Below are 26,029 nucleotides of genomic sequence, written 5' to 3' on the forward strand. Positions count from 1 at the left end.
CCAGCGTGGCCGCACCAAATTGCCAGTCGGTAAAGGACATGACAGCCACGATGGCCACGGGTATCACCAGCAAGGCAATGATGAGCACCGTAGCGGGTGTCAGCAGGAGGGCCGTGTGAAGCGGATTGACTCGCATGTTCCAGCCTCAGGCGGCTTCGCCCATCAAAACCGAAAAGGGTTCAAACGCCCGGCGCTGACCATCGGCATCGAACAGATGAATCTCACCAAGAGGAACTGAAACCCGCAGGGTCTGGCCGACCCGAATTCCGTGGCTGTTGGCGGGCAGGCAGAAAACAGACGTTTCTTCGGTGCCGTCAACCTGGAGTGATGCAATCTGTTCGGCACCGGTGTACTCCACGCTGACAACGACGCCTTGAACCTGCATGCCATCCCTGGACTCGAGACACCCGGCCTGCGGTCTGAACGCAACATGACATGTGCCAGACCTGCCATGGGAATGGCCGACTTGACGCCCTTGTGCCCACACCGCGCCATGGGCTCTGACTTCAGCATCGAGCAAGTTGATGCGTGGTGCACCCACAAAGCGAGCGACATCGAGGTTGGCTGGCTGGGTGTAAATTTCTTCGGGTGTTCCGATTTGCAGGATGAGTCCCTCACGCATCACGGCCACACGGTCCGACATGGACATGGCTTCATGCTGGTCATGCGTGACGTAGATGAAAGTCACGCCCAACTGGTCATGGAGCTGACGGATTTCCGTACGTAGCGCCTGGCGCAGGTTGGCGTCGAGGTTGGAGAGGGGTTCGTCGAAAAGAAAGACCGCAGGGTGACGCACCATGGCACGGGCAAGGGCCACTCGCTGACGTTGTCCGCCAGACAGCTGTGCGGGCTTGCGCTCCCAAAGTCCATCAATGCCAAGACTCTGCGCCACCTTTCGGGCATTGGCTTGCGCCTCCGCCTTGACGCGACGTGTGTTGGCCGAAAAGAATTTCGCGCCGGGCAGCCTACCCCAGAAATTGAGGCCTCGCATCAGCAGAGGCGTGCAGATGTTGCCGCCTACCGTCATGTGCGGGTACAGGGCGTACGACTGGAAGACCATGGCGCAGTCGCGCTGACTGGGTGACAAGGCCAGCAGGTCGCGCTGGCCCAGCCGAATCGAGCCCGCATCAGGCTGGTCCAGCCCTGCAATCAATTTGAGCAAGGTGGATTTGCCGCAGCCCGAGGAGCCCAACAGCGTCAGGAACTCACCCTCCTTGACAGTCAGGTCCAGTCCCTTGAGGACCTTGGTGTCGCCGAATTGCTTGGTGAGTCCGGAAATATGAATGTCAGGCATGGCAAGCGTCCCTGGTGGCAGATTGATGGCCGAGAACCCAGTTCGTCAACTGGTCGTAATCGCTGAAACTAAACACGTTGGGAAGCAGGTCACCGGGTTGCCCTGCATATCCACCGAGGTGAGCGGCGAAGCGAACCTGCGACTGTTGGGCACAAGTGGCATCCATGTAGGAGTCGCCCACAAACAAGGCTTCGGACGCCGATATCCCCATATGCTCCAGCACCAGGAGCAGTGGGTCTGCCGCTGGCTTGGGATGAGGTGCATCACCCATTCCAACGATGACGTCGAAAACGCCTTCGATGCGAGCTTGGGCCAGCAAGACCTCGGTTGAGGCGCGGTCGCGGTTGGTGCAGATGCCAAGCTTCAAATCCGGCGTTTTGAGCGCCGACAATGCATCGTGCAAATGGGCATACAAAGGCGCCGCTGGCAACCATCGCTGCATGTACTGCTCCAGATACTCAATTTCCAGTTGGGTTGCCAACCCTGGCTCCACGGGAACTGTTTGCAGGGCAATCGACTTGCGAAACATCGCCCGTAAACCTTCGTTGAGCGCCGTGCGCAAGAGCGATGTTGAAACTTCCCGCAGACCGGCCTGGACCAGCACGCTATTGGCAGCAGCCGCGAGCGATGGCAATGTGTCAAACAGGGTGCCATCGACATCAAAAATGACCGCTCGAAAATGTCCGTTTGTGTTCATGCGTTGAATGTTACGAACAATAAATGTCACTTTCATGACTTAATCTGCTCATACAGTGGCAATATCTGTCCCAGTCTGTTCGTTTCCAGGTCCAGTCATCACCTCAGGTTTCACATGCTCAAAGCCGCTCGCCACAAAGAAATCGTTACCCTGCTTCACAACGGCGGGGTCGTGGAGGTCAATACTTTGGCCGACAGATTTCAGACCTCACCCATCACGATTCGGCGAGACTTAATCGAACTTCATGAACGAGGGTTGGTCGAACGCACCCGTGGCGGCGCCGTCTCGGGGGAGGTCATTGCCGAGGGTTGGGCCCGCTACGAAAGCATCAGCTACGCGGAACGTGAGCGCGAGAATGTCCGGGAAAAGCGGGCGATTGCTGAGTTGGCTGCGCAGCATGTTTCCGATGGCGACTGCATTTTGGTCAATGCCGGCACGACCTCACGTCATTTTGCGGAGGCCTTGCGCGGTCATCACAATCTGCATGTCGTGACCAACGGCTTGACGGTTGCGATGGAGTTCGCCAGAAGCCAGAACGCATCCGTTTATCTTTTACCGGGCACTGTTGACTTCAAGAAAATGGCATCGGTTTGTCGTCCGGCTCCCGGCACGTTTGACGACATCACAGTACGTGCGGCGTTTCTCGGCGTCAACGGCATTTCGCCTTCCGCTGGTATCTCCATGCTGTCCCCGGAGGAGGCCGCGATGAACCGGGCCTTCATGGAAGCAGCCCAGACAGTCACTGTCCTGGTGGACTCATCGAAGTTCCACTCTCAGGCCATTTTCCGGATTGCACATCTGGACAAAGTGACGCGCATCATCACGGATGCAGGCATCGACCAGGGCATTCGTGAGGCGCTTGAAAAGTTGGATGTCGAGGTGCTCATAGCTTCACCGGATGATGCTTCGCCTTGAGTTAAGAGGCGGAGATTCATCTCTGAAACTCCGATGGCATGTTGTTAGGGGAGATGCTCGAACGTCGGCTCTTGGTCGGCAGGCGCCACAGTTAGACGTTGCGCCGCACCACTTTTCTTGGACGGTGCTTTCCAACTTGGTGTGGCATAGCAATAGTTCTACCGAACCCAGATTCTTGGCTAGCTTACAAATGAGCGATGCTGCCTTCGTGCGCCGCACTGAAGTTGTTGAGAATCGTCAATCGATTGACTCTTGGTTGCTGTAACTATTAGTCGTTGATTCATTAACAACTATTGGGAGCGTCCATTATGAAAGCCGTCGATGTACTGATTCACGTGCACCCAGAACTGTCCCCGATAGACCGGGCCAAGGTAGAACAGGAGGTGGCCGCGTCTGTCGGTGTAATTTCCGCGAACTTCGACAAACACGAACGCCCACATTTGCTGATCGTTCAGTACAACCCAGACGCGCTTCAATCCAGTCAGATACTTGAGATGGTGAAGCGACTCGATCCGGATGCTTCCCTGGTAGGCTTGTGACCAGTTTCTTGCGCACATTCAGGATGTGCAAGGTACCCCCACCAGCAATCAAGGATTGGTTTCAAGGGCAGGTCTTGGCCGCGAACAGTCAGCCAGTCGTTAAACGCCACGGACAGCAGTCGCAGTTGGGCAAGCGTTCAAGGCGAAACATATGTCGCGGTGAGTGCCATCCATTCAGGCCCCATTGCGTTGCGGTTGAACCGCACTGCCTGCCTGCGCAGTGACACGGTGGTTCCCTAAATCAGCGACTTGCGAATCCGCGCAGAGATCACGTCAATCACCGTCACCGTCACGATGATGATGATCATCACGGCGCAAGTTTCGGCGTATTGGAAGCCGCGGATGATTTCCCACAGGATGACACCGATGCCGCCGGCGCCGACCATGCCCACCACCGAGGCAGAGCGCACGTTGGACTCAAACCGGTACAGCGAATAGGAAATCCACAGGGGCAGCACCTGCGGGATGATGCCGTAGACGATTTCTTCCAGTGCATTGGCACCGGTGGCGCGGATGCCTTCAACCGGTTGGGAATCAATGGATTCGACCGCTTCCGAAAACAGTTTGGCCAGAATGCCGGTGGTATGCACAAACAGGGCCAGCACACCGGCGAAAGGCCCCAGCCCCACGGCCACGATGAACAGCATGGCAAACACCATCTCGTTGATGGCGCGGGCCGCGTCCATCAGGCGCCGCACTGGCTGGTGAATCCACCAGGGCGTGATATTGGCCGACGACAGCAAACCCAGCGGTACCGCAAACACAACGGCCAGGGCAGTGCCCCACAGCGCAATTTGCACGGTGATGACCATTTCCCGCAGGTACATGCGCCAATCGCCAAATTTCGGCGGGAAGAAATCGGCGACATAAGTGGCCATGTTGCCGGCATCGCGCACCAGGTCAAATGGCCGCATATCGGCGCCCTGCCAGGAGCCCGCCAGCAAGGCCAGCAAGATGCCCCACGCCAGCAAGCCCAGCAGGCTGGCCCGAGGTATCTGCATCGCCGGTGCTGCGGACAACACCGGCGTGCTGACAGGCGCGCTCACGCCTGCACCTCAAGCAAACAGAACAGGGGTTGAGGTGCCCGACGCATTACTTGGCCTGGCCCAGCGCGGCCAGCTGTTTGTCGATGTCAGCCAGTTTGGCCTGCTTGTCGGCGGCAGCAAGATTGGCATCGGCTTCGAACTTGTTGCGGGCCTTGAACAATTCAAGCTGACGAATCGGAATGAGCTGGCTGTTGGTGGATGCCTTGAAGCCGGACAGCTTGGAGAGCTTGAACAAGGCATCTTTTTCCTGCTGGCCGCCCTGGCCATAGGTGTAGAAGAAATCGCGCACTTTGGCCTTGGTAGCTTCGGGCAGGTCTTTGCGAATAACCAGCGGGTCCAGCGGGATGAGTGGCGAGGTCCAGATGATGCGCAAGTCATTGAACTTGGCAGGCAGCTTGTCTTTCAGCTTGTCCAGGTTCTCGCTGTTGTTGGTGGCCACGTCAACCTGCTTGTTCGCGACTGCCAGCGAATTGGTTTCATGGTTGGCGCTGCGCGTGAGCTTGAAGAAGGTCTTCGGGTCAATCTTGTTCTGGGCAAATACGTAATAGCTGGGCACCAGGAAGCCCGAGGTGGAGTTGGGGTCGCCGTTGCCGAAGGACAGGTTCTTGCCCTGTTTCAGCATGTCGTCCAGCGACTTGAGCGGGCTGTCCTTGTGCACGATCAGGTGCGAGTAGTAGCCCTGTGTGCCGTCGGCGTTGACCATCTGGGCAAACACTTCACCGCTGGCGCGATCGACCGCTTCCATCGCCGACTTGTTGCCAAACCAGGCCACGTGCACCTTGTTGAAGCGCATGCCTTCAATGATGCCGGCGTAATCCGGGGCGAAGAAGGCGTTGACCTTCATACCGGTCTTTTTGGCCATGCCGTCCAGGATCGGTTGCCAGTCCGACTTCAGGTTTTGTGACGATTCAGTCGAGATGATGCCGAAGTTGAGTTCCTTCAGTTCCTGGGCTGCCACCGGGTTGATGGCAATGAGGGTGGCGCCAGCCAGGGTGGCGAGCAGTTTCTTGATCATGGGAGTTTCCTTTGTAGAGATTGATCGGACAGATGGCAAATTGAGTTCAGGCGGCACGCGCGAGGGGTGCCAGCGGCGCTGGCCAGGCCAGATGCGGCACGGCGGGCTTGCTGTCCTGCAGGCTGGAGATGTGGTCGCCGAGCGCCAGGATGTCGTCGGCCTCGGCGCCGTAGAGTTCGCGCAGCAAGGTCGGTGTGAGGGCCACCGACGGGCCGTCGTACACGACGCGGCCCCGGTGCAGGGCGACAGTGCGGGCGCAGTACTTCATGGCGACGTTGACCTGGTGCAGGGACACCACCACGGTGCATTTGTCTTCCCGATTGACACGCGCAAGGATGTCCATCACCTTGCGCGACGACTCGGGGTCGAGCGAGGCAATGGGCTCATCGGCCAGGATCACCTTGGCGCCCTGCACCAGGGCGCGTGCAATGGCGGCACGCTGCTGCTGGCCGCCCGACAGGGTTGAGGCGCGCTGGGCGCAGCATTCGGCGATGCCCACGCGTCTCAGGGCATCAACGCCGCCGGCCACTTCGGAGGGCGTGAACCAGCGCAGCAGGCTGCGCCACAGGGGAACCCGGTGCAGCGTGCCGGCCAGTACGTTGACGATCACAGGAAGGCGGTCCACCAGGTTGAACTGCTGGAACACAAAGCCAACGTCAGCCCGGGTCTGCCGGATGTCGGACGCGATCTTGCCGCTTTGCTGGACCGTCTTGCCGTGGATCTGGATCAGACCCTGGCCGGAACCGTCCCCGACCATGAGGCCGGCCATGTGGCGCAACAGGGTTGACTTGCCGGAACCGGAGGCGCCAATCAGCGCCACCATCTCGCCGGCTTGGATATCCAGATCAACGTCATGCAACGCCTTGCGTCCGCCGGGAAACGTTTTGTTCAGTGCCTTGATGCTGATGGCGATGGTCATGATTCCTCCGTGTCAATGCGCAGACCATATCGGCGCAATATGACAAACAGGTGTCAGTCCCAAATTTGGCTCGGCCGGATCTACACCCGCCCGCCACGCCGACCACGCACTGCAAGCAGGAAAAGCTTATGTCCACGGCCAGAAGGCCGCCGTAGAATTGCCTGCCATGACCAAATTGACCCGACGTCTGTTGCTGGCTGGAGGCGGTATGGCATTGGCTGCGACCGGCATCAGCGGCTATCTCATCAAGCATCCCAGGCCTGCACCCATTGGCTTTGACTTCACTCCGGAGGAGTTGGCACGGGCGCGGGCGTTGCTCTCGCGTCATCCTTCTATTGATGCCCATGCCCATCCGGGCCGGACCTTTGTGGACGGGGCGGAAAATCTGTCCGGGCTGGTCTGGCTCTACGCAAAGCTGGGAACGTTTGAGAAAAGGACCATTGCCGATATGCAATCGGGCGGGTTGACCGCCGCAGCCTTTGCCGCCGTATCAGATTTTCAGACGCTCGGCACCGCCGGTGAAGGCTTGACGACGGTACGGAACTTCGAACCCGGTGAAGCCTGGGCAAGCTACAAACGGCAAATCGGCAATATCCAGGCGCTGGCCGCCAGTGGGCTGGTTTATCCCGTCAAGGCCCTGGCAGATTTTCAGTCAGCCAGGGCGGCGGGCAAGCCCGGCGCGCTCTTGACCGTGGAAGGTGGCGATTTCCTGGAAGGCAAACCGGAGCGTGTGGCCGAAGCCCATGCCGATGGCGTGCGGTCCATCACCCTCATGCACTACCGCAACAATGAGCTGGGCGACATCATCACCGGCGCCCCCGTTCATGGAAAACTGAGCGACGCAGGCGTGGCGGTGGTCAAGGCCATGAACGCCGTCGGCATGGTGATCGACCTTGCCCACGCCTCGGAAGCGACCGCCATGGGCGCCATTCGCGCGTCGTCGAAACCCGTGATGGCATCGCACGTTCATGTGCACAGCGAAAAACTTCATCACCCGCGCTTCATTTCACTCGATCTGGCCAAGGCCGTTGCACAGACGGGCGGTGGCGTGCTCGGTGCGTGGCCTGCCGGGGTTGGCATTGTCGATCTCAATGGCTTTGTCGACCGCACCTTTGAGCTGATCGATCATGTCGGCATTGAGCACGTCTGTCTGGGAACCGACATGGATGCCAACTACAAGCCGGTATTTGATACTTATGCCAATCTGCCTCTTTATGTTGCGGGGCTATTGAAGCGAGGCCTGCAGGAGCCCGAGGTGGCGAAGCTGATTGGCGGCAATTTTCTGCGCGTGTTTGCCGCAGTGCAGGGCGTCTGACCGGCCCTTGTCGCAAACATTCCCGGACCCTGCCGAACTAACTGCTGATGTAGCTCGTCAACTGCGAAATGGTCTGCTCATGGTCGGCAATGATGTCGTCCATGATGTCGCGTATCGAGATCATGCCCAGCACCTGCCCGCCGTCCATCACGGGCAGGTGGCGGATCTTCTTCTGGCTCATCAAGGCCATGCAGGCACGGGTGCCGGTTCGGGGTGTGACGGTGATGACGTCGCGGGTCATGATCTCGGCCACGGTGGTTTCTTTGGAGTTTTTGCCCTGCAGCGCGACCTTGCGGGTGTAGTCGCGCTCGGACACCACGCCCACCAGCTTGCCCTTGTCCATCACGACCATGGCACCCACCTCGTAGTCGGCCAACAGCCGCAGTGCCTCAAAGACGGTGACCGAAGGGCTGACCTGAAAGACCGTCGGCTTGCGGCGTTTCAACAATTCCTGAACGGGTTTCATGAACACTCCCTTCGATGGATGGACACTGAATCTGCAGTGTAAACAAACTGTTCTGCAATGCAATAGGCGCCGCGCCTGCCTGAGTGGCGGCCTCAGGTTTTCTTCAAAGCCGCTGCGGCCCTCTTGCGTGGCGTGACCACCCGTTTGGCGGGCCCCACCTTCCTGGCTGGCCGCTCGCTCCTGGCGCGCGCCGCCAGTGCCAGTTCGCGCACCCGCTCGATGTCGGCATCGGAAAACACGCCGTTGACCCCGGAGATGGCCGCCAGCTTCATGCCATGCTTCAAGCCGAGGCGGTAGATTTCGCGCACCTTCTCCCATTCGATGGCGCGGCCCACGGTGTAGTTCTCGAACCGGCCTTCCAGCGCCAGCACGATGGTTTCGGCCAGACAGGCATAGGCCACGTTTTTGGGCAGGCCGATGTTCTTCATCTCCACATCTCCGGGGAGCAGGATTTCGCCGGACTCGACCACCAGCACATCCGGGCGCTTGGCCACCTCTTCGGGCGGCAGGTCCAGCGGGCGTGCCACATCGGTGATGACGCAGCCGGGCTTGACTTTCATGATGTCGAGCACCTTCTTGCCAGCGCCGGAGGTGGCGGTCACGATCATGTCCATGCCGGCGATGTCCTTGTCGGCCCGGGCCGCCAGGAACAAGCTGGCGTCTGGCGTCTCTTTCAGGATGGATTCCTTGAGCGAGAGCAATTTCGCGGTCTCGGGGGAGACAAGGTAAAGCTCCTCGGCGAAGGTAGCCAGCAGGCGGGCGCAGACGGAGCCGATGGCCCCCGTGGCGCCGACCACCATGGCCTTGAATTGCACCTTCTCGCCTTTCTTCGGGGCGGACAGCAACCGCAGGCGCAGCAGGGCGTCATGCGCGGCCCACAGCGCGCCAGAGGCGCTGTAGCTGTTGCCGGTGGTGATGGGCAGGGGCGCGCGCTTGGCCACCGTCAGCCCCGCATCGCCCACCACTTTGGTGAAGGCGCCCAGGCCCATGATCTGTGCGCCCAGTCGCTTGGCCACGTCGGCCGCAGCCAGCAAACGGCGGTAGGTGAACTCGGGGCTATGGGCCATGATTTCTTTCGGTGTTCCCCCCACGGAGATCAACCACCCTTCGGCTTCCACGCCGGTGGGCGATTTGATGCCCGTCACCCTTGAGTAAACAAAGGGCGGGGCATAGGCCATCACCTTCTCGAGCGAGTTCATGAACAGCGGCGGCGAGACCTGCGACAGCAACTCGATGGGCTTGACGACCTTGAAATATTCCTGCGACAGGGGATGGATGACGAACGCAAAACGGTTGACGCGCCTGAATCCGTCAGGGTAAATAATGCGCGGCTCCACCTGCAAGTCGGTGATGATTTCCAGGTAATCGTCTTCCAGCAAGTCCTGCGGATCCTTGCCGGTGGCGGCGATGATCATGGCATCCAGGATATTGGGGCCCAGCACGTGGTTGAACATCGTCGGTGAACCGTCAATCACCATGTAGACGCCTTTGGCCTTGAACTGGGCCACCCGCTCCTCATTGACCGAGGACGTGATGATGGTCTTGCCGGCCAATTCTTCCGCGCTGAAATCGTCCAGTTCATGCACTGGCGCCACAATCACGGTCGCCTTCTGCATCGCCTTGCGCAGCACGAAATGGGTCCACTCCTTCACCGGGGCGGATGACATCACAGCCGGGAGCACCCAGTCCGAAACATAGTGCGCGCCACCGGCATAGAGCTCCAGCGCGCTCAAGGAAGTCAACAGCTTGGGCACCCCGAGCTGCAGCAGAGGGTCGGCAAACTGCAGGTTCTGGCTGTACTCAGCCATGCACATGGCCAGCTTGTAATTGGTCAGGCCCGAGAAAAACAGGACTCTGGCGTTGTTGAAATAGTTGCCCAGCTTGATCTGCACGTGGCGCAGAGCCCACTCCTGCAGAATGTCATTGAGACGCCCACCCGTGGTCACCGGAATGCGTTTGACGACGCCCGTCATGCGGGCGCTGTCTTTTTCAACGTAGCGACGGGAGCCCACGTTGTAGCTGTCTTTTGCCACCCCCAGCCCAATCACACTGGCCTGTTTTTCCCAGTGTTTCAACAGCTTCACGGCCCTGGTCGTGCTGCCGTCCGTGCCCAGACGCTGCACACTGATGCGCTGCCCCATGAACGGCGCCACAAACTCAAAATCCTGATCCCGCGCGCCCAGGCTGATACTGACCACTTTTTTCATACATTCACACCGTGGAACTGTGGCAACTTTGAGGCAAGACACCGCACGACAGATTGATCCCTGTCAACCCACAACGTTCTTTCCCGCCACCTAATCGGACTGCTTTCGCGGTCAAAATACCGGGGCAGACAAGCGCTACAAGGGGAATGGTCTTGATACCGAATTTACTAAGTGATGTCGGGCGCTCGGTAGGGTTGTCGACGGTGATGCGCGTCGCCGGGCTCGTCACACGCCTGCTGCCGATTCCGCAACCCACCATGCTGGTGGGACCGGGCTCGAGCGCCCGGCTAGGGCACGCTGTTGCCGGCTTTGGCCATCAGAAAATCCTGATCGTCACAGACCGCGTCATTTCGGGACTCGGCCTGCTGGATGGCTTGACCCGGGCCCTGACGGAAGGCGGCACGGCCTTTTGTGTCTTTGACGAAATCACCCCGGATGCGCCGATCCCGCAGATCGAAAAAGGCATCGAGATCTTCAAGACCGAGGGTTGTGACGCCATCGTGGCTTTTGGCGGCGGCTCCGCCATGGATGCCGCCAAGGCCATTGGGCTCTCGGTGACCAACCACAAGCATCCGCGCCGCTTGGTCGGCTACTTCAGGGGATTTCACGCGCCGGTGCCCATTTACGCCGTACCGACCACCGCCGGCACCGGGTCCGAAGTGACCGTAGCCGCCGTGATCTCGGACCCCGAAAACAACAAGAAGCTGGTGATTGCCGACTCGCGCCTCGTACCGAAGATGGCAGCCCTGGACCCTGAGCTGATGACGGGTCTGCCGCCTGACATCACGGCGGCTACCGGCATGGATGCGCTGACCCATGCGATTGAGGCGTTCATTGGCCACTGGTCGACCAGCTTCACCGATCGCATGGCGCTGGCGGCCGTGGGCATGATTTATGACAACCTGCGAGTCGTCTACAAAAACGGAAAAGACCTCACGGCGCGCGAGAACATGGCGCTGGCGTCGAACTATGCCGGACTGGCCTTTACCCGGGCCAACGTCGGCAATGTCCACGCGATCGCCCATCAGCTCGGTGGCAAATACCACACGCCGCATGGACTGGCCAATGCCATCATGCTGCCGCATGTTCTGAGGTTCTACGGCCCCTGCATTCATGACAAACTGGCCGTGCTGGCCGTGCGTGCCAAGGTCGGGGCAGCGGGGGAGCCTGTCGACGTTTTGGCCCAAAAATTCCTGGAGTCCATCGACGCGCTGAGCCGCGACCTCGGCATTCCGCGCCAGCTTGATGCGCTGCGCAAGGCGGATATCCCTGCCCTGGCCAAAGCGGCCTGTTGGGAAGCGGATACCAACTACCCGGTGCCGCGCTACATGTCGGTTGAAACATGTGAAGAGCTGATCCGTGCGGTACTGCCAAAGGCCGCTTCGCGCAAAAAATCAACTGGCCAAGCGAGCACACGCAACGCCGGATGACCGGGTTCAGGTCCTTTTTTGGCCTGCCGCAGATGGCTTCATGGCTTGATGGTTACATTTGGCTTCAGCCCCCGTTAAACTTGCCTATATAGCTATTGAATTTATAGCGGCAAAATACCCATGACTCACAAAAAGCCTTTTGAAATAGCACGCGAAACGCTCAAGCAGCTGACCGCCCGCAAAATGGCGCCAACGCCGGCCAATTACCAGGCAATCTACAGTGAAGTCGCGGGTGTGCCCGTTGACCCGCCTTTTCCGGCAGAGCGGCTGCGGGACATTGCGCAGGCCCTGCCCACCAAAACACCAGGCCAGCAGAGGCAGCGCGGTTTGCTCGATTCCGCCATCGGCCAGTTGAACTGGGACGGCGTGAAGAATGCCCTGATGGCTTACGGTGGCTTCAGCCCCCCGCCAGAGGCGCCCGCCCTTCCCAGATTCGCGGCATCGGCCCCGGCGCCCCTGGAGGAAAGCCCGTCGCCGGCCGTCTCCGCGCCAGCGTTGACGGCGGATTTTTTCGAACAAATCGCACGGATGATTGAATTTGCATTGCCGGCGCTGGGCACGGACGACGCCCGCTTTACCGAGCAGACCGAGACCTTGCTCGCGGCCATGCGACAGCCCGGGGCCGACGTACTGGCAGTGAAGCTGATGCTGGGCAACTTCAGTCACCGCTTGTCATTTGCCGCGGAGGATCAGGCGGAGATCAAGGGCACACTGCTCAAGCTGCTGCACCTGATCATCGAAAACATTGGCGAGCTGAGTCTGGATGATCGCTGGCTCCAGGGCCAGATAGAGGCGCTGCTGACGGCATCAACACCGCCGCTCACCTTGCGCCGGCTCGATGATGTGGAGCGCCGTCTGAAAGACGTCATCTTCAAGCAGACCGAGGCCAAGGGCCGCGCCCTGGAAGCGCAGGAAGATCTGCGCCAGATGCTGGCCACTTTCATTGAGCGGCTGTCGCAAATGACCGAGTCGACCAGCACGTACCACGGCCAGATGGAAGAGAACGCGCGCCTGATTGAGCAGGCCAGGACCATGGCGGACATTGCGCCCGTATTGAAAGACGTGGTGGGCGCGACCCGCACCATGGCACACGACAGCCTGACCGCCCGCGATGAACTGCGCGGCATGCGCGAAAAGGTGCAGACCACCGAAGCAGAATTGGTCAAGCTGCATAGGGAGCTGGACCGCGTGAGCGCGCAGGCGCGTCACGATCCGCTCACGGGCGCACTGAACCGCAAAGGCCTGGACGAGGCGCTGCAACGTGAAGTGTCCAACGTGCGACGCAAGGACACGCCCCTGTGCATGGCCTTGCTGGACATTGACAACTTCAAGAAAATTAACGACAAATCGGGCCACGCCGCCGGGGACGCGGCGCTGACGCACCTGGCGACCGTGGCGCGTGAAGTCATGCGTCCGCAGGACACACTGGCGCGCTATGGTGGTGAAGAGTTTGTGATTCTGCTGCCCGACACATCGCTGGAGAATGGCATTGAAGCCATGACGCGTTTGCAGCGCGAGCTGACCAAACGCTTCTTTCTGACGGGCACAGAAAAGATTTTGATAACCTTCAGTGCCGGGGTTGCACAACTGGCAGCCAACGAATCCGGACCGGACGCCATCCGCCGCGCCGACCAGGCCATGTATCTGGCCAAGCGCGCGGGCAAGAACCGCGTGCTGGGTGCTTGATCACAAGAAAGCGCATATGACATTTCTGATTCTGGGTTTGATTGTTTTTCTGGGCGTGCATTCAGTGCGCATCGTGGCCGACGACTGGCGCACCAAGACCCGGGCGCAGATAGGCGCACTGCCATGGAAAGGCCTTTATTCGGCGGCTTCCCTGGTTGGTTTGGGCCTGATCGTGTGGGGCTTCAGTTTGGCGCGGCAGCAGCCGGTGCAGTTGTGGAGCCCGCCGGTGGCCATGCGTCACCTGGCCTCGCTCCTCACCCTGGTTTCCTTCGTGTTGCTGGCGGCGGCCTATGTGCCGGGCAACAGCATCAAGGCGCGGCTTCACCATCCCATGGTACTGGGCGTGAAAGTCTGGGCCCTGGCTCATCTGCTGGCCAACGGCAACATCGCACATATGGTGCTGTTCGGCTCGTTTCTGGTGTGGGCCATTTTCGACTTCAGGGCCGCGCGCCAGCGCGACCGAGTGGCCGGCACATCCTATCCTCGTGGCTCGGCCGGAGCCACGGCCATCGCGGTCGCGGTGGGGGTGGGTGCCTGGGTTGTTTTTGCGCTATTGCTGCACGGCCTGCTGATGGGTGTGCGCCCGCTGGGCTGATGCCACGCGCCGGACCAATCCATGAGTATCCGCAATCTCGACTCGCTGTTTGACCCGGAGTCCATCGCTGTTTTTGGTGCTTCGCTGCGTCCGGGCAGCGTCGGCGCCACCGTATGGCACAACCTGACCAGCGGCACCTACCAGGGGCGCCTGTTCGCCGTCAACCCGAAATACCGTGAACTCGCTGGCCATCCCGTGGTTGCCCATGCGGCTGATTTGCCAGCCGTTCCGGCGCTGGCCGTGATCTGCACGCCAGCGGCCACTGTGCCCGGCTTGATCAAGGAATTGGCCAAGTTGGGAACGCGCGCCGCCGTCGTGCTGAGCGCCGGTATGACTGCCGCGCAGAAGCAGTCCATGCTGGACGCCGCGCGGCCGCACCTGTTGCGCATCCTGGGGCCCAACTGCATCGGGCTGCTGGCGCCGCACAAGGGCCTGAATGCCAGTTTTTCCCACATTGATGCGCTGCCGGGCGAACTGGCCTTTGTCTCACAGTCCGGTGCCCTGGTGACCGCCATGCTGGACTGGGCACGCGGGCGCGGCATCGGGTTCTCACATTTCGTGTCCCTGGGTGAACACGCGGACGTGGACTTTGGCGACATGCTGGATTACCTGGCCAGCGATCCGAAGACGCGCGCCATTCTGCTCTATGCCGAATCGATCGAATCACCCCGCAAATTCATGTCCGCAGCACGCGCGGCGGCGCGCAACAAGCCCGTGATCGTGGTGAAAGCCGGCCGCTCGCCACAGGGGCAACTGGCGGCTGCGTCGCACACCGGGGCCCTGGCGGGCTCGGACATGGTGTTTGATGCCGCCATTGCCCGGGCCGGCATGCTGCGGGTCGACACCTTGCAGGAACTGTTCCTGGCCGCCGAGACCCTGTCGCGCTTTCGGACCAATGCCAGCGAGTCCATCATGATTCTGACCAACGGGGGCGGAGCCGGTGTCATGGCGGCCGACGCGGCCGCCGATGCCGGCGTCAAGCTGTCGGAGCTTGGTGACGCGACCCTGCAGCGGCTTGATGCGGTGCTGCCACCCAACTGGTCGCGCGCCAATCCCGTAGACATCATTGGTGACGCGCCGGTAGCGCGCTATGAGCAGGCGCTGAAAGTCCTCAATGAGGATTCCGCCACGGGCGCCATTCTGTTCATTCATGCGCCCACGGCTATTGTGCCCAGCGCCGACATCGCGCGGGCCCTGGTGCCGCTGGCACAGCATGACGCTCATGCACCTGCGCGCCTGATGAGTTGCTGGCTGGGTGACCGGGCGGTGGCCGAGGCACGCCAGCTATTTCAGGACGCCGGCATTGCCACCTTCGATACCCCTGAGCAGGCGGTGCGCGCCTTTTCCATGCTGGTCCGCTATCGGCGCAACCAGGCTGAACTGACCGAGGCACCTCCGGCCCTGCAGCCGGATTTACGCCCCGACACGGCGGCCATCAAGGCTCTGGTGCGAGAGGCGCTGGCCAGTGGTCGTGAAATGCTGACGGAACCTGAAGCGAAGGCGGTGCTGGATGCCTGTCGCATTCCGGTGGTGGCCACGCAACGCGTGGCCGGCACGCCGGACGCGGCGGCCGAAGCCGCACTGGCCATGGGCTTTCCTGTGGTCCTGAAAATTCTGTCTGACGATATTTCGCATAAATCGGACGTCGGGGGTGTCGCCCTCAATTTGCAGGACGAGGGGGATGTGCGCGATGCGGCGCAGACCATGCTGGCGCGCGTGCTGCGTCAGCACCCCAAGGCGCGCATTCAGGGCTTCACGGTACAGGCCATGGTGCGACGCCAGCATGCACAGGAGCTGATCGTGGGCAGCACGGTCGACAGCGTGTTTGGACCGGTCATTTTGTTCGGGCAAGGCGGCACCGCGGTGGAGGTCATGGCGGACCGGGCGGTGGCCTTGCCGCCCCTGAACGTGCCGCTGGCCAAGGCACTGGTGTCGCGCACCCGGGTGGCGCGGTTATTGGCCGGGTGGCGCGACACCCCTGCGGTGGACGAGGCGGCGGTGCACGGGGTGCTGGTGGCGGTGTCGCAGTTGCTGGCCGAGATCCCCGAGATCGCCGAGCTCGATATCAATCCCCTGATCGTGAACTTCGAAGGTGCCATCGCCCTCGACGCCCGCATTCGACTGAGCGCGGCGGGTCCGGCCGGGGCAGCCCATTTCGCCATCCGGCCCTATCCGGCGCATCTGGAGGAAACCGTGCAGTGGCGGGGCCGGGACTTGTGTCTGCGGCCGATTCGACCGGAGGACGAGGCCCTGCACATGGCGTTCCTGCAGGATCTGGACCCGGAGGACGTGCGCATGCGGGTGTTCTACAGCAAGCGCACCATGGAGCGTAGCGAGCTGGCACGGCTGGTGCAGATTGACTACGCGCGCGAGATGGCTTTTGTGGCCATGGGCACCGGGCCGGATGGCCAGCCACAGACCCTGGGCGTGGCACGCGCCATGACCGACCCCGACAACTTTGCGGCAGAGTTTGGCGTGATCGTGCGCTCTGAACTCAAGGGCAGCGGCCTGGGGCATTTGTTGATGCAGAAGCTGATCGCCTATCTGCGCAGTCAGGGGACGCAGCGGCTGGTGGCCACCGTGCTGGACTACAACGATCGCATGCTCAGACTGGCCAGGGAACTGGGCTTCGAGGAAGACCCGGGCAACGAAGATGGCGAGGGCACCAAAGGAATCTTCCTGTCGCTCACTTGATGTTCATGGTCCATTGAATCAGGTACTTCGCCACGAAGCCGACCATGCCGAAGGCCAGGCCCAGGAAGATGATGAATGTGCCAAATCTTCCGGCTTTGGACTCCCAGGCCAGATGGCCAATGATGAACAGCATGTAGAGCATGAAGCCGCCCACGCCGAAGGTCAGACCGAAGGCGGCAATCTGCTCTTCCGAATAACCGAACATCAGCGGGCATCCTTTGCCAGTGCGTCCCGTTCCGGCAGGGCCGAGACATCCACCAGATCGCGATAGGCATGCCAGCTGGCATGGCCCAGCATCGGCATCACGGCAATCAGCCCGAGCAGGGCCGAGCCCAGCCCCAGCAGGGTAAAGCCCATGATGAGGGCCGCCCAGAAGGCCATCGGCATGGGGTTGGCCAGCACGGCACGCCAGCTGGTGAGAACCGCCTGCATCAACGTAACCCGGCGGTCCAGCAGCAAAGGCATGGCAACGGCCGTCGACGCAAAAATGGGCGCTGCCAGCACACCGCCCAGGGCCAGCCAGAGCTCAAACAGGAAGCCGTCTCTGGCCAGCACCACGTGCTGGATGAAGGCAAGCGGGGTGGTGATGGGCACGGGCGCCAGCAGGGTGATGAGAGCCGCCGAGGTGAGCACCCAACCCGTACCCGCCAGGGCCAGCAGGGCGCCGAACTGCACCAGGCACCAGTAATCATTGCCCCACTTGTTGATGTGGTTGTTTTGCCAGTTCAGCCAGGTTTTCAGCACCACACCGATATCTGCTTTTTCACCGCGTTCCAGTGCGCGGCTCAAGGCGTACAGGCTGGTGGCCAGCGCCGGCGCCACCACGAGGAAGCCGGACAGCGCCCCGGCCAACAGCCAGAAGCGGTCGTGCGCGACGGCCAGAATGACAGCGCCCACCAGGGCCAGCACCAGGCCGTGGGCAAAACTGATCCAGCCGCACCGGGCCATGTCACGCCACGCCAGAATCACCCAGTGCATGGGCTGCGTCAACGCAATGGTGCGCACGCCAGGCGTGGCGCGAGAGGGGGACGTGGCCGGAAGTGGGGGCGATGGTGTGTGCATGAGTGCTGCCAGTGTAATTCTGGAACGGGGGGCCGTGCTCGCTTCGTGGCATGGGTCAACGCAGGCGCAAGACTCGGGAGGCGTGATAGGGCAACGCATAATGCTGCTTTGCCGCGCCCAGGAGACTGCCATGCCCCGTCCGATACTTGATGAATCCCATATTCACGCCGCCATCCGGGAAAAGGTGGCCACGCACGAACAGGCGATTGTCAGAGAGGTACAGGCGGCGGTGGCGAAGCATCCCGTCGTGGTCGTCGGCATGGGCATGAACCCGTTCCCGAAAAAGGCACGCAAGCTGCTGGACGATGCCGGTGTGGTCTACCAGTACCTGGAATACGGCAATTATTTCAACACCTGGCGGCAGCGCAACGCCCTCAAGCTGTGGACCGGTTGGCCAACCATGCCCATGGTCTTTGTCAAGGGCGTGCTGGTGGGCGGTGCCAATGACCTGGTCAAGCTGATCGAGAGTGGTGAGCTGAAGAAGATGCTGGCCTGAATGAATAAGGGCGGGGCCCGCTGCATGCGAACCCCGCCCCTGAATAGCGGCCCTGAATTCCGGCCGTCAGTTGCCTGGCCAGCCGTCTGGCTTATGGCTTGACTTGGGCCGGGGCCTTGATGTCGCGGGGACCGCCCTTGCGGCCGTCCCGGCCATGGTGGCGCGAAGCGCTGGTGTCAAACACCTTTTGCTGGTCCGCTGTCAGCGTGGCGTAGAAGGCTTTGGTGGCGTCGCCACGTTTGTCCATGGCTGTCGTCATGTCAGCCATGTGCTGGGTGCGCAGGGCCTTCATCTTGTCGATGCGCTCGGGCGTGGACAGCTTGTCCAGCTCGGCGCGATCCGGGCGTTTCGCCAACAGGTCGGCCGGTGGTTTCATGGCCGCCGTGTAAGTGGTCCAGGCGCCTTCCTGGGCCGGGGTCAGCTTGAGTTGGGCCTTGAGTTCGGAGTTGCGTTTGTCCATCCGGACCTGCATCTTTGCAGGGTCCATTTTGCCCATGCGGTCATGATGGCGCATGCCCTCATGCATGGAGCTGCCGGCCCCCATCATGCCGCCACGCTCGCCGCCAGCCGGGGCTTGCGAAAATGCTGCAAAACCTGCGGTGGCCAGCAAGCCGGCAAGGAGAATGGGTTTGAATACTGATTTCATGTGAGCTTCCTTCGTGGTAGGTCTGACGCTCAGGACTTGGCATCAGGTTGGGAGTCAGTTTGCGCCCGCTCTGTATCTGACGCGTGACGCCCAGATAAGAGTTTGTAAAGTTGCGTTGAAGATTTGCGCGGAAATTTGATGGGATGATTGACCCTGTCGCAGTTAATTCAATCGAAGAAGGGTGCCAGTGTTCAAGAACGTGATCATGTATCGAGTCGGGCCCGGGTGGTCTGCATCCGTGGCGCAGATGGAGGAGGGCCTCGACGCGGCCCGCTTTGTCCCGTGTGGCGCCAGCCAGGAAAAATCCATCGGCTGGGTTGAGCCCCGCGGCGAGGCCCACGGCCCGCTGGTAGAGGCCGTGGGTGGGCAGCTGATCCTCAAACTGATGATCGAGACCCGGGCGCTGCCCAGTTCGGTGGTGAACCGCAAGGCCGAGGAGCGGGTGGCCCATATTGAGGCCACCACCGGGCGCAAACCCGGCAAAAAGGAGACCCGCGAGATCAAGGACGACATCAAGCTGGAGTTGCTGCCGATGGCGTTTTCCAAGGAATCGTCCGTTTCCGTGTGGCTTGATCCGCAGGCGCGCCTGCTGGTCATTGATGCGGGCAGCCAGGCCCGCGCCGATGAAGTGGTGACGATGCTGGTGAAGTCACTCCCCGGGCTGGCGGTGGCGCTCATTGACACCAAGGTGTCGCCGACGGCAGCGATGTCCGAGTGGCTGATCACGCAGGAGCCGCCTGCCGGCTTCACGGTGGACCGTGAGTGCGAGTTGAAAGCTGCCGATGAATCCAAGGCGGTCGTGCGTTACACCCGTCACCCGCTGGACACCGAAGAGGTCAAGCAATACGTGGAAAGCGGCAAGCTGCCCACCCGCCTGGCGCTCACCTGGGACAGCCGCGTCTCGTTTGTGCTGACAGAGGGTCTACAGCTCAAGAAACTGGCGTTTCTGGATGTGGTGTTCGAAGGCGCGTCCACGGGCAAGGACGATGGCTTTGACGCCGACACCGCCATTGCCACCGGCGAGCTGCGCAAACTGTTGCCGGACCTGCTGGAAGCGCTGGGTGGCGAGATGGTGAAACCCTGACGAATCCTCCTGACAAAACGAAAGAACAACCATGCTCAATTTTGATTTTTACAACCCGACCCAGATTGTTTTCGGCAAGGACCGCATCGCCGATATCGCCAAGCTCGTCCCCGCCGGGGCGAAGGTGCTGATTCTGGTCGGCGGCGCCAGCGCTGAAAAAACCGGCACCCTGGCCGAGGTGCGCCTGGCCCTGGGCACGCGCGCACACAGCACATTCGGCGGCATCGAGCCCAACCCGGGCTTTGATACCGCGATGAAAGCCGTGCAACAGGTTCGTGACGAGGGCTTTGACTTTCTGCTGGCCGTCGGTGGCGGCTCGGTGATCGATGCCGCCAAATTCATCGCCGCGGCAGTACCCTTTGAAGGCGATGCGTGGGACATCCTGCTCAAGGGCGGGCGCAACATCAAGACGGCCTTGCCCTTTGGCACGGTGCTGACCTTGCCCGCCACCGGCTCCGAGATGAACAATGGCTCGGTCATCACCCGGCGCGACATCGGCGCCAAACTGCCGTTTCGCAGCCGCCATCTGTTCCCCCAGTTTTCGGTGCTGGACCCGACCAAGACCTACACCCTGCCACCGCAGCAACTGGCGAACGGCGTCGTGGATGCCTTCGTGCACACCGTCGAGCAGTACCTGACCTACCCGGTGAACGCGCCGGTGCAGGATCGTTTTGCCGAAAGCCTGCTGCAAACGCTGGTTGACATCGGGCCGCGTCTGCTGGCCGCAACCGAGCCGGATTATGACGACCGCGCCAGCCTGATGTGGGCGGCCACTCTCGCGCTGAACGGCTTGATCGGGTCGGGTGTGCCACAAGACTGGGCGACCCACATGATTGGCCACGAACTGACGGCCCTGCACAACATCGACCACGCGCGCACGCTGGCCATCGTGCTGCCGGCCATGCTGGACGAGCGCCGTGTTCAAAAGCGCGACAAGCTGCTGCAGTACGGCGAGCGCGTCTGGGGCATTCGCAGTGGCAGCGACGACGAACGCATTACCGCCGCCATTGATCACACCCGCGACTTCTTCGAGCGCATGGGCATTCCAACCCGTCTCAGTGCCTATGGCCTGGCGGCCGATGCCATTGACGTGGTGATCCGCCAGCTGGAGGCGCACGGCATGACCAAGCTCAGTGAACGCGGTGACGTGACACCGGCAGTCAGCCGCCGCGTGCTGGAGGCGGCGCTCTAAGGGCGCCGTCCCTCAGGTTTTGCTTTTCATCGGGCAGGTGTTCATGCCCAGCAGGGTGTAGGCAGGGCACCAGCCGATCAGGCCGGTGGCCAGCGGCACGATCCCCAGCCAGCCCCACCAGCCGATGGTTCCCATGGCCATGAGGCCAAGCAGCACGACACCTGCGACGATGCGCACCACGCGGTCAATACCGCCTTCGTTGGTTTTCATAGGGGACTCTCCTGAAGGGTTGTAGATAAGGCGATTAGACGCCTTGTCTTCTTCAGCGTATGTGACTGAAGTCACGCAGGGCCGGGCCATTGGTGATTTGTATCTGCTCACGCCCCAGCGTCACCCAGCCTTCGCGCTCAAAGCGGCGCAGCAGCCGGGTGACGATTTCGCGCACGGTGCCCAGCTCATCGGCCAGGGTCTGGTGGGTAATGGCCAGCTGCGGGCCATGTCCCAACAGCGCAGCGGCGAGCCGGCGGTCGAGTTTGTGAAAGGCCACGGCATCAATCAGGCTGGTGAGATCGGCCATGCGTTCGGCGAACAGGCCCAGCACCTCGTTGCGAAATGCCGGGGTCTCCAGCCAGCGCCTGAAGATGTCGGCCGGAATCAGTATCAGGCTGCTGGGTTTGGTGGTGATGCCATGGGCTGACAGCGGCTGGGTGCGAAACAGGCTGGCGGATGACACCAGGCACAGCTCACCGGGCACCACACGGTACAGCTCCAGCGAGCGGCCGTCCTCCGAGCTGCGCGACACCTTGACCTCTCCGTCGAGCACCAGCGGAAAGCCTTGGCAAGGCGCATTTTCACTGAATAAAGCCGTGCCGCTGGGTACCTGCAGGGGTGCGACCGCCGGACTCAACTCAGCCAGGGAAGGCCGCACCTGCGCCAGCGCGGGGTACAGTGACAGGGGTAGCGCAGCCACGTCCGGCGTCGGCGGGGCAAATTGCGGATCGGGGTGTGAGTTCATATCAAAAGTGCCGTTAGCCCTCATGGAATATGCATACATAGCTATTATATTGATAGCAATTTTGACCTGCGTGGCCCGACGCCATTATGATTCACGAAGCGCCGCGCTGGCGCGCACGGAGTGCACTCACCCCGGCCATTTGCCAGCGTTGCCAAACTTGAAAGTGTTTCGATGAACAAAATGTTTGCCCTCGCTGTTTTGCTGTCTGCAACACTGGGTGCCGTTGCTGAAACCGTAGGTGAGGTCAGCACCACCTTCAAATTGCTGAGTCCAAATGACAAGGTCGTGGTCGACGTGTTCGATGATCCTGCCGTCGAGGGCGTCGCCTGTTATTTGTCGCATGCCAAAACCGGCGGCTACAAGGGTGCGATGGGCCTGGCGGAAGACACGTCTGACGCCGCTGTGGCCTGCCGCCAAGTCGGACCGATCTCCTTCAAGGGCAAGATCGCCGCGCAAGAGGAAGTATTCAATGCCCGTTCGTCATTCCTGTTCAAGCATGTGCGCGTGGTCCGGATGGTCGACAGCAAACGCAATACGCTGGTCTACCTGGTGTATTCCGACAAGCTGATCGATGGCAGCCCGAAGAACAGCGTGACGGCAGTGCCGGTGCCAGCCACTCAGCCCATACCGCTGAAATAGCGGATGGCCGTGACCGGCCAGGATTTGGCACCTCGCGGACAAGGTTATCGGCTGGCGGGGAGAATCGAAATATTTGAGGCAAGCAAGCTGCTTGATGACCATGCTGGACAAGCGCCGCTTTGTTGAATCAACCCGTTGGCTTCGGCCCTATATCCGTTGGTCAGCCCGCTTTGCCCTGAACTCGCCGCCGTGGCTTCCCTTGATGGTTCGCAACGCCCCTCTGCGCTTGTCGTCGTTTGCCCTTCGCTGCTATCACTGGGCCATGCGTTAGCGGGCAGGGCAGCCTGGCCGATGTTCTTGCGCAAGGCCACCGCGGCATCCTGCATGGCCGTGTCCGGCGCAGCGTTGTGCGCCGGGCTCAGAACTGGGATTTGAAGTAGTTGAAGGAGTGGGCAATTGCGTCGCGGATCTTCTCCGTTTCAGTCACCAGGGCCTCCCATTTGTCTTCCCCGGCCGCCTTGATCTCCTCGAGTTTGCCTTTGGCAGCTCTGGATTGCTGACGCAGCTTGGCCATTTCTTCCTTGTACTTGGCGCGGGCGTCTTCCTTGGCTTCCGTCGCCTTGGCCTCCAGTTTGTCCATCTTGGCATCGAGCTCGTCGAGCTGGAGCTTCACTTTTGCGATGTACTCGTCTCCTTTTGACATGGTTGTTCCTTGCTGTTGAAAAGGGACGGTCCGCAGAGCGACGCGTCCGTCAGGCGGTCGCCGAAAGTCAGGCGTTGTCTTTGACCGTCGTGGACGGGCCTTCGGCCTTCACGCGGGCGATGTCGGATTCACGGGCGGCCTCGGTCGCATACATCTGGCTGGTACCGATGACCTGCTGGTTGGCCGCCTTCAGGTTGAAATAAGCCTTGCCATTGGACGACGTCTTGCGCTCATAGCGTTCATCCAGAAGACTGTTTGCCTGTACCGATGCAATCCCGCCCTCTGCCGAGCTCTTGGCCTTGTACAGCTCGCTCGTGAGCAGGGTGTCGCCCGTGCCTGTCTTCAGGACGAAACGGAATTGTCCGTCGCTGCTCTTGCTCAGTTCATACCAGCCAGCCATGTGCATTCTCCTGTTGCGGGACCACAACTGCGCAAAACGCGAAGGGAGCCGCTCCTTGCCTGCCCCCGCTCAGTCTTTGCATCCCGTATTCAAGCGTACGCAAAACGAAAGGCGCCCTGTTGCGAAATCTCAATGCTGCAGCGGGCCGGCCGACTCGCCATGCCCCCCTATTGGCACAGACCAAGAATGCGTTCCTGCTGCGAGCACACCTTCACCGCCCGTGATTTCAGCGGTCTGCCCGCCCTGGTTTCCCCGGCGAGACAGGTGCGGATCTCGCGCGCCGTCGGCGCATAGTAGAACCATCCGCGTCCGAGATCCGGCAACGCAAGCTCCACCTCGCGCCACTTCGGGTGACCCTTGTCCTGCAGGAGCGGGAGGTTCTGGCACAGCGAACGCGCCATATGCCGCAGATTGCTTTCCGTGTCCTTCAGCTCGAAATCGTAGGTGACGAGGAACGCCTTGACCGCCAGGCTGGGCAGGTCGGTCGTGAGCAGGTTGGGGTAGCTGCTGGCGCGCACATTCGCGGGGAAATAAGTCTTGAGAACCGCTTCGCTGGAAGGATGCCCGGGATCAAACTTGAGCAGTTTGATGAGCTGGCGCGACTCGGGCTTCATGTCGACAAGCAGCTTGGCGGGCTGGCCCGCGACCACGGCAACCACATCAATCGTCTTGTCGGTGACCAGTTTGGCCAGCGCCTCCTCGTTGGAGAGGTAGCTCACGCCTGCGTCCGGCATGGGTTCGCCAAACATCAGGCGGTAGAGCGTGGCCGAGGTCAGCGCCGTGCCGCTTCCCAGCTCGCCGGCATTGAGCTTCGCGTTCCTGATCTCATGGACGTAGTTCCGGTCCGAGTCCGCCCGAACGATGAAGTAGATCTCCTCGTTGTACAGCGGCAGGATGACGCGCAGCGGCCGGATCATGGTGCCGGCCGCTGCGTTTCCAGCAGCAGCCATGTCGAGGAAGGACTGGTAGACGTCCGACTGCACCAGGGCCAGTTTCACGCCCGGCTCGTAACGCAGCCGCCGGACGTTCTCGGCCGAGCCGGCCGAAGGTACCGCGTCGAGCTTGATGTTCGCCGCGGGCGCCACGAACTGGGCAAGATCGCGCCCGATCTTGATGTAGGTCCCGCGTTCCGACGCGGTCACTATCTTGTATTCCACCGCGGCGACCGCCGCCGTACCGTGCCCGAGCAGCCCGGCCAGCAGCAGGGCGGACAAGACTATCTTTTTCATGCTATTTCGTCTCCTCTTTGGTAGCGGAACTGCAGAGCCCGAGCGCTGCGACGGCGTCCGGGCATTGCGCCAATATCGGCGGCGGCGGGGTGATTGGTTCCGCGTCAGGCGGCGGTGATCGCCGCGCGGTCATTGCAGCGACCGCCTTGGGCGGTGACGGCGCTGGCGCCTCGCCAGGGCCTGATATCGCCGCTGCAGGCTTTGGCGTGACGCCGGTCGCTGCCGATGCCGGCTCAATGGGCGCGTCAGCGGTCGCGGGCCCAGCGCTGACGGAATTCAAGGTACCGGAAGCGCCGCTGGCCAGTGGCGCGGCGCCCGGCCTCTTGGCGCTGGGCGCCGACGGGACGAGAAAGTAATAAACGCCGGCGGCCATTGCCACGAGCACCATCGCTGGCACGGCAAAGTGCACGGTGCGCCGCGATCGGTTCGCCGTCGCCGCACTGGCCGACGAGACTATTTCATACGCCGGCGCTGATTCAGGGGGAGGGAGAGCGGAATCAACTGGTGCAGACGTGCGCAGCTTTTCGATGCCGGCATCCTGTGGCGCCGAGTCGGGTTCGGGTGCCGCAGGGAGCGTGAATCCCGCATCGCATTTGTAGCAGTTTCGCGCCGTTCGCTTGTTGATCGCGCCACACCGGTCGCAGGGTTGCAGGTGCATCTGCGAACCACAGTCGTTGCAAAAGCTTGCACCCGCCGGATTGAGGTGGTTGCAGAAGAGGCACTGGAGCGGTGGGGGTAGTGACGACATCTCACGTAGGCGACCTTGTTGCGGCGGGCGAAGCGACATGCGGCTTTTTGACCTTGCCCCCGAAAAACGTCCTCCCTGACTGCGAATTAAATGCAGAGAACGGAGACCCGCCATTGA

General features: G+C 61.4%; 27 protein-coding genes and 2 pseudogenes. 12 read left to right on the forward strand and 17 right to left on the reverse strand.

What is annotated here, in order from left to right; all coding sequences use genetic code 11:
* Window positions 1-145: 145 nt before the first annotated feature.
* The gene (locus Q7T10_RS03390) at window positions 146-1,294 is read right to left on the reverse strand and encodes an ABC transporter ATP-binding protein (protein ID WP_304745919.1); all 1,149 of its coding nucleotides are present in this window, start codon (window positions 1,292-1,294) and stop codon (window positions 146-148) included.
* Window positions 1,287-1,991 (reverse strand): HAD family hydrolase, encoded by a 705-nt coding sequence (locus Q7T10_RS03395; RefSeq protein ID WP_304745921.1) that lies wholly within the window; start codon window positions 1,989-1,991, stop codon window positions 1,287-1,289. The genes Q7T10_RS03390 and Q7T10_RS03395 overlap by 8 nt, the downstream gene beginning before the upstream one ends.
* Before the next feature lie 114 nt (window positions 1,992-2,105).
* Here Q7T10_RS03395 and Q7T10_RS03400 point away from each other — a divergent pair, with 114 nt between their 5' ends.
* Window positions 2,106-2,906, forward strand: coding sequence for a DeoR/GlpR family DNA-binding transcription regulator (locus Q7T10_RS03400; RefSeq protein ID WP_304745923.1), 801 nt, complete (start codon window positions 2,106-2,108; stop codon window positions 2,904-2,906).
* Between the two features lie 117 nt (window positions 2,907-3,023).
* Here Q7T10_RS03400 and Q7T10_RS03405 read toward each other — a convergent pair.
* Window positions 3,024-3,128: pseudogene (locus Q7T10_RS03405) on the reverse strand (integrase); the annotation flags it as partial.
* Window positions 3,129-3,214: 86 nt separating this feature from the next.
* Between Q7T10_RS03405 and Q7T10_RS03410 the strand changes: the two are divergent.
* A complete protein-coding gene (locus Q7T10_RS03410) occupies window positions 3,215-3,445 on the forward strand; it encodes a hypothetical protein (RefSeq protein WP_304745925.1) in 231 nt (76 codons plus the stop codon).
* 236 nt (window positions 3,446-3,681) lie between these two features.
* On the opposite strand, the gene phnE is transcribed toward Q7T10_RS03410, so the two are convergent.
* From phnE to phnC, 3 genes are all read right to left on the reverse strand, one after another.
* Entirely contained in the window at window positions 3,682-4,446 is a 765-nt protein-coding gene (gene phnE, locus Q7T10_RS03415) for a phosphonate ABC transporter, permease protein PhnE (protein ID WP_304746106.1), read from the reverse strand.
* A 91-nt stretch (window positions 4,447-4,537) separates the two neighbouring features.
* Entirely contained in the window at window positions 4,538-5,506 is a 969-nt protein-coding gene (gene phnD / locus Q7T10_RS03420; protein WP_304745927.1) for a phosphonate ABC transporter substrate-binding protein, read from the reverse strand.
* Between the two features lie 46 nt (window positions 5,507-5,552).
* The gene (gene phnC, locus Q7T10_RS03425; protein WP_304745929.1) at window positions 5,553-6,425 is read right to left on the reverse strand and encodes a phosphonate ABC transporter ATP-binding protein; all 873 of its coding nucleotides are present in this window, start codon (window positions 6,423-6,425) and stop codon (window positions 5,553-5,555) included.
* A gap of 166 nt (window positions 6,426-6,591) precedes the next feature.
* Here phnC and Q7T10_RS03430 point away from each other — a divergent pair, with 166 nt between their 5' ends.
* Window positions 6,592-7,740: a dipeptidase gene (locus tag Q7T10_RS03430; protein WP_304745931.1), complete on the forward strand. Its 1,149-nt coding sequence runs from the start codon at window positions 6,592-6,594 to the stop codon at window positions 7,738-7,740.
* Between the two features lie 37 nt (window positions 7,741-7,777).
* On the opposite strand, the gene Q7T10_RS03435 is transcribed toward Q7T10_RS03430, so the two are convergent.
* Window positions 7,778-8,206 carry a CBS domain-containing protein gene (locus tag Q7T10_RS03435; protein ID WP_304745933.1) on the reverse strand — a complete coding sequence of 143 codons (429 nt, stop codon included), beginning with the start codon at window positions 8,204-8,206 and terminating at the stop codon, window positions 7,778-7,780.
* A gap of 92 nt (window positions 8,207-8,298) precedes the next feature.
* Window positions 8,299-10,413: a dehydrogenase gene (locus tag Q7T10_RS03440; protein WP_304745936.1), complete on the reverse strand. Its 2,115-nt coding sequence runs from the start codon at window positions 10,411-10,413 to the stop codon at window positions 8,299-8,301.
* Between the two features lie 146 nt (window positions 10,414-10,559).
* Between Q7T10_RS03440 and Q7T10_RS03445 the strand changes: the two genes are divergently transcribed.
* The 4 genes from Q7T10_RS03445 to Q7T10_RS03460 all read left to right on the forward strand — a co-directional run bounded on the left by Q7T10_RS03445 (window position 10,560) and on the right by Q7T10_RS03460 (window position 16,818).
* Window positions 10,560-11,843 (forward strand): iron-containing alcohol dehydrogenase, encoded by a 1,284-nt coding sequence (locus Q7T10_RS03445; protein ID WP_304745938.1) that lies wholly within the window; start codon window positions 10,560-10,562, stop codon window positions 11,841-11,843.
* Window positions 11,844-11,963: 120 nt separating this feature from the next.
* A complete protein-coding gene (locus Q7T10_RS03450) occupies window positions 11,964-13,529 on the forward strand; it encodes a GGDEF domain-containing protein (RefSeq protein WP_304745940.1) in 1,566 nt (521 codons plus the stop codon).
* Between the two features lie 16 nt (window positions 13,530-13,545).
* The gene (locus tag Q7T10_RS03455; RefSeq protein WP_304745943.1) at window positions 13,546-14,124 is read left to right on the forward strand and encodes an NnrU family protein; all 579 of its coding nucleotides are present in this window, start codon (window positions 13,546-13,548) and stop codon (window positions 14,122-14,124) included.
* Window positions 14,125-14,145: 21 nt separating this feature from the next.
* The gene (locus Q7T10_RS03460; protein ID WP_304745945.1) at window positions 14,146-16,818 is read left to right on the forward strand and encodes a bifunctional acetate--CoA ligase family protein/GNAT family N-acetyltransferase; all 2,673 of its coding nucleotides are present in this window, start codon (window positions 14,146-14,148) and stop codon (window positions 16,816-16,818) included.
* Here Q7T10_RS03460 and Q7T10_RS03465 read toward each other — a convergent pair.
* Both Q7T10_RS03465 and Q7T10_RS03470 read right to left on the reverse strand, forming a co-directional pair.
* A complete protein-coding gene (locus Q7T10_RS03465; RefSeq protein ID WP_304745947.1) occupies window positions 16,811-17,023 on the reverse strand; it encodes a DUF2788 domain-containing protein in 213 nt (70 codons plus the stop codon). The two genes, Q7T10_RS03460 and Q7T10_RS03465, sit on opposite strands and share 8 nt — an antisense overlap.
* Entirely contained in the window at window positions 17,023-17,880 is an 858-nt protein-coding gene (locus Q7T10_RS03470) for a DUF2189 domain-containing protein (RefSeq protein ID WP_304745949.1), read from the reverse strand. Before Q7T10_RS03470 ends, Q7T10_RS03465 begins: the two co-directional genes overlap by 1 nt.
* 130 nt (window positions 17,881-18,010) lie before the next feature.
* On the opposite strand from Q7T10_RS03470, the gene Q7T10_RS03475 reads away from it, so the two are divergent.
* On the forward strand, window positions 18,011-18,376 hold the full coding sequence (locus tag Q7T10_RS03475) for a glutaredoxin domain-containing protein (protein ID WP_304745951.1): 366 nt from the start codon (window positions 18,011-18,013) through the stop codon (window positions 18,374-18,376).
* A gap of 91 nt (window positions 18,377-18,467) precedes the next feature.
* Here the strand turns inward: Q7T10_RS03475 and Q7T10_RS03480 are convergent, their stop codons facing one another.
* Entirely contained in the window at window positions 18,468-19,022 is a 555-nt protein-coding gene (locus Q7T10_RS03480; protein WP_304745954.1) for a Spy/CpxP family protein refolding chaperone, read from the reverse strand.
* A gap of 187 nt (window positions 19,023-19,209) precedes the next feature.
* Between Q7T10_RS03480 and Q7T10_RS03485 the strand changes: the two genes are divergently transcribed.
* On the forward strand, window positions 19,210-20,106 hold the full coding sequence (locus Q7T10_RS03485; protein ID WP_304745956.1) for a recombination-associated protein RdgC: 897 nt from the start codon (window positions 19,210-19,212) through the stop codon (window positions 20,104-20,106).
* 31 nt (window positions 20,107-20,137) lie between these two features.
* A complete protein-coding gene (locus Q7T10_RS03490; RefSeq protein WP_304745958.1) occupies window positions 20,138-21,298 on the forward strand; it encodes an iron-containing alcohol dehydrogenase in 1,161 nt (386 codons plus the stop codon).
* 12 nt (window positions 21,299-21,310) lie between these two features.
* Here Q7T10_RS03490 and Q7T10_RS03495 read toward each other — a convergent pair whose 3' ends face one another.
* Window positions 21,311-21,508, reverse strand: coding sequence for a DUF2892 domain-containing protein (locus tag Q7T10_RS03495; protein ID WP_304745960.1), 198 nt, complete (start codon window positions 21,506-21,508; stop codon window positions 21,311-21,313).
* Between the two features lie 52 nt (window positions 21,509-21,560).
* Window positions 21,561-22,253 carry a Crp/Fnr family transcriptional regulator gene (locus Q7T10_RS03500; protein WP_304745963.1) on the reverse strand — a complete coding sequence of 231 codons (693 nt, stop codon included), beginning with the start codon at window positions 22,251-22,253 and terminating at the stop codon, window positions 21,561-21,563.
* A gap of 171 nt (window positions 22,254-22,424) precedes the next feature.
* Here Q7T10_RS03500 and Q7T10_RS03505 point away from each other — a divergent pair, with 171 nt between their 5' ends.
* Window positions 22,425-22,892, forward strand: coding sequence for a CreA family protein (locus tag Q7T10_RS03505; protein ID WP_304745966.1), 468 nt, complete (start codon window positions 22,425-22,427; stop codon window positions 22,890-22,892).
* Window positions 22,893-23,250: 358 nt separating this feature from the next.
* On the opposite strand, the gene Q7T10_RS03510 is transcribed toward Q7T10_RS03505, so the two are convergent.
* The 3 genes from Q7T10_RS03510 to Q7T10_RS03520 all read right to left on the reverse strand — a co-directional run bounded on the left by Q7T10_RS03510 (window position 23,251) and on the right by Q7T10_RS03520 (window position 25,164).
* Window positions 23,251-23,535, reverse strand: coding sequence for a hypothetical protein (locus Q7T10_RS03510; protein WP_304745969.1), 285 nt, complete (start codon window positions 23,533-23,535; stop codon window positions 23,251-23,253).
* Window positions 23,536-23,602: 67 nt separating this feature from the next.
* A complete protein-coding gene (locus tag Q7T10_RS03515; RefSeq protein WP_304745972.1) occupies window positions 23,603-23,935 on the reverse strand; it encodes a YegP family protein in 333 nt (110 codons plus the stop codon).
* A gap of 167 nt (window positions 23,936-24,102) precedes the next feature.
* Complete coding sequence (locus tag Q7T10_RS03520; RefSeq protein ID WP_304745975.1) at window positions 24,103-25,164, reverse strand: TAXI family TRAP transporter solute-binding subunit; 1,062 nt, start codon at window positions 25,162-25,164, stop codon at window positions 24,103-24,105.
* Between the two features lie 17 nt (window positions 25,165-25,181).
* On the opposite strand from Q7T10_RS03520, the gene Q7T10_RS03525 reads away from it, so the two are divergent.
* Window positions 25,182-25,520, forward strand: coding sequence for a hypothetical protein (locus tag Q7T10_RS03525; protein ID WP_304745978.1), 339 nt, complete (start codon window positions 25,182-25,184; stop codon window positions 25,518-25,520).
* Between the two features lie 245 nt (window positions 25,521-25,765).
* Here the strand turns inward: Q7T10_RS03525 and Q7T10_RS20775 are convergent.
* Window positions 25,766-26,026 (reverse strand): annotated as a pseudogene (locus Q7T10_RS20775) (zinc ribbon domain-containing protein); the annotation flags it as partial.
* Window positions 26,027-26,029: the final 3 nt, after the last annotated feature.

Origin of the sequence: Rhodoferax sp. (assembly GCF_030646845.1) — a bacterium.
Taxonomy (GTDB): Bacteria; Pseudomonadota; Gammaproteobacteria; order Burkholderiales; family Burkholderiaceae_C; genus Rhodoferax.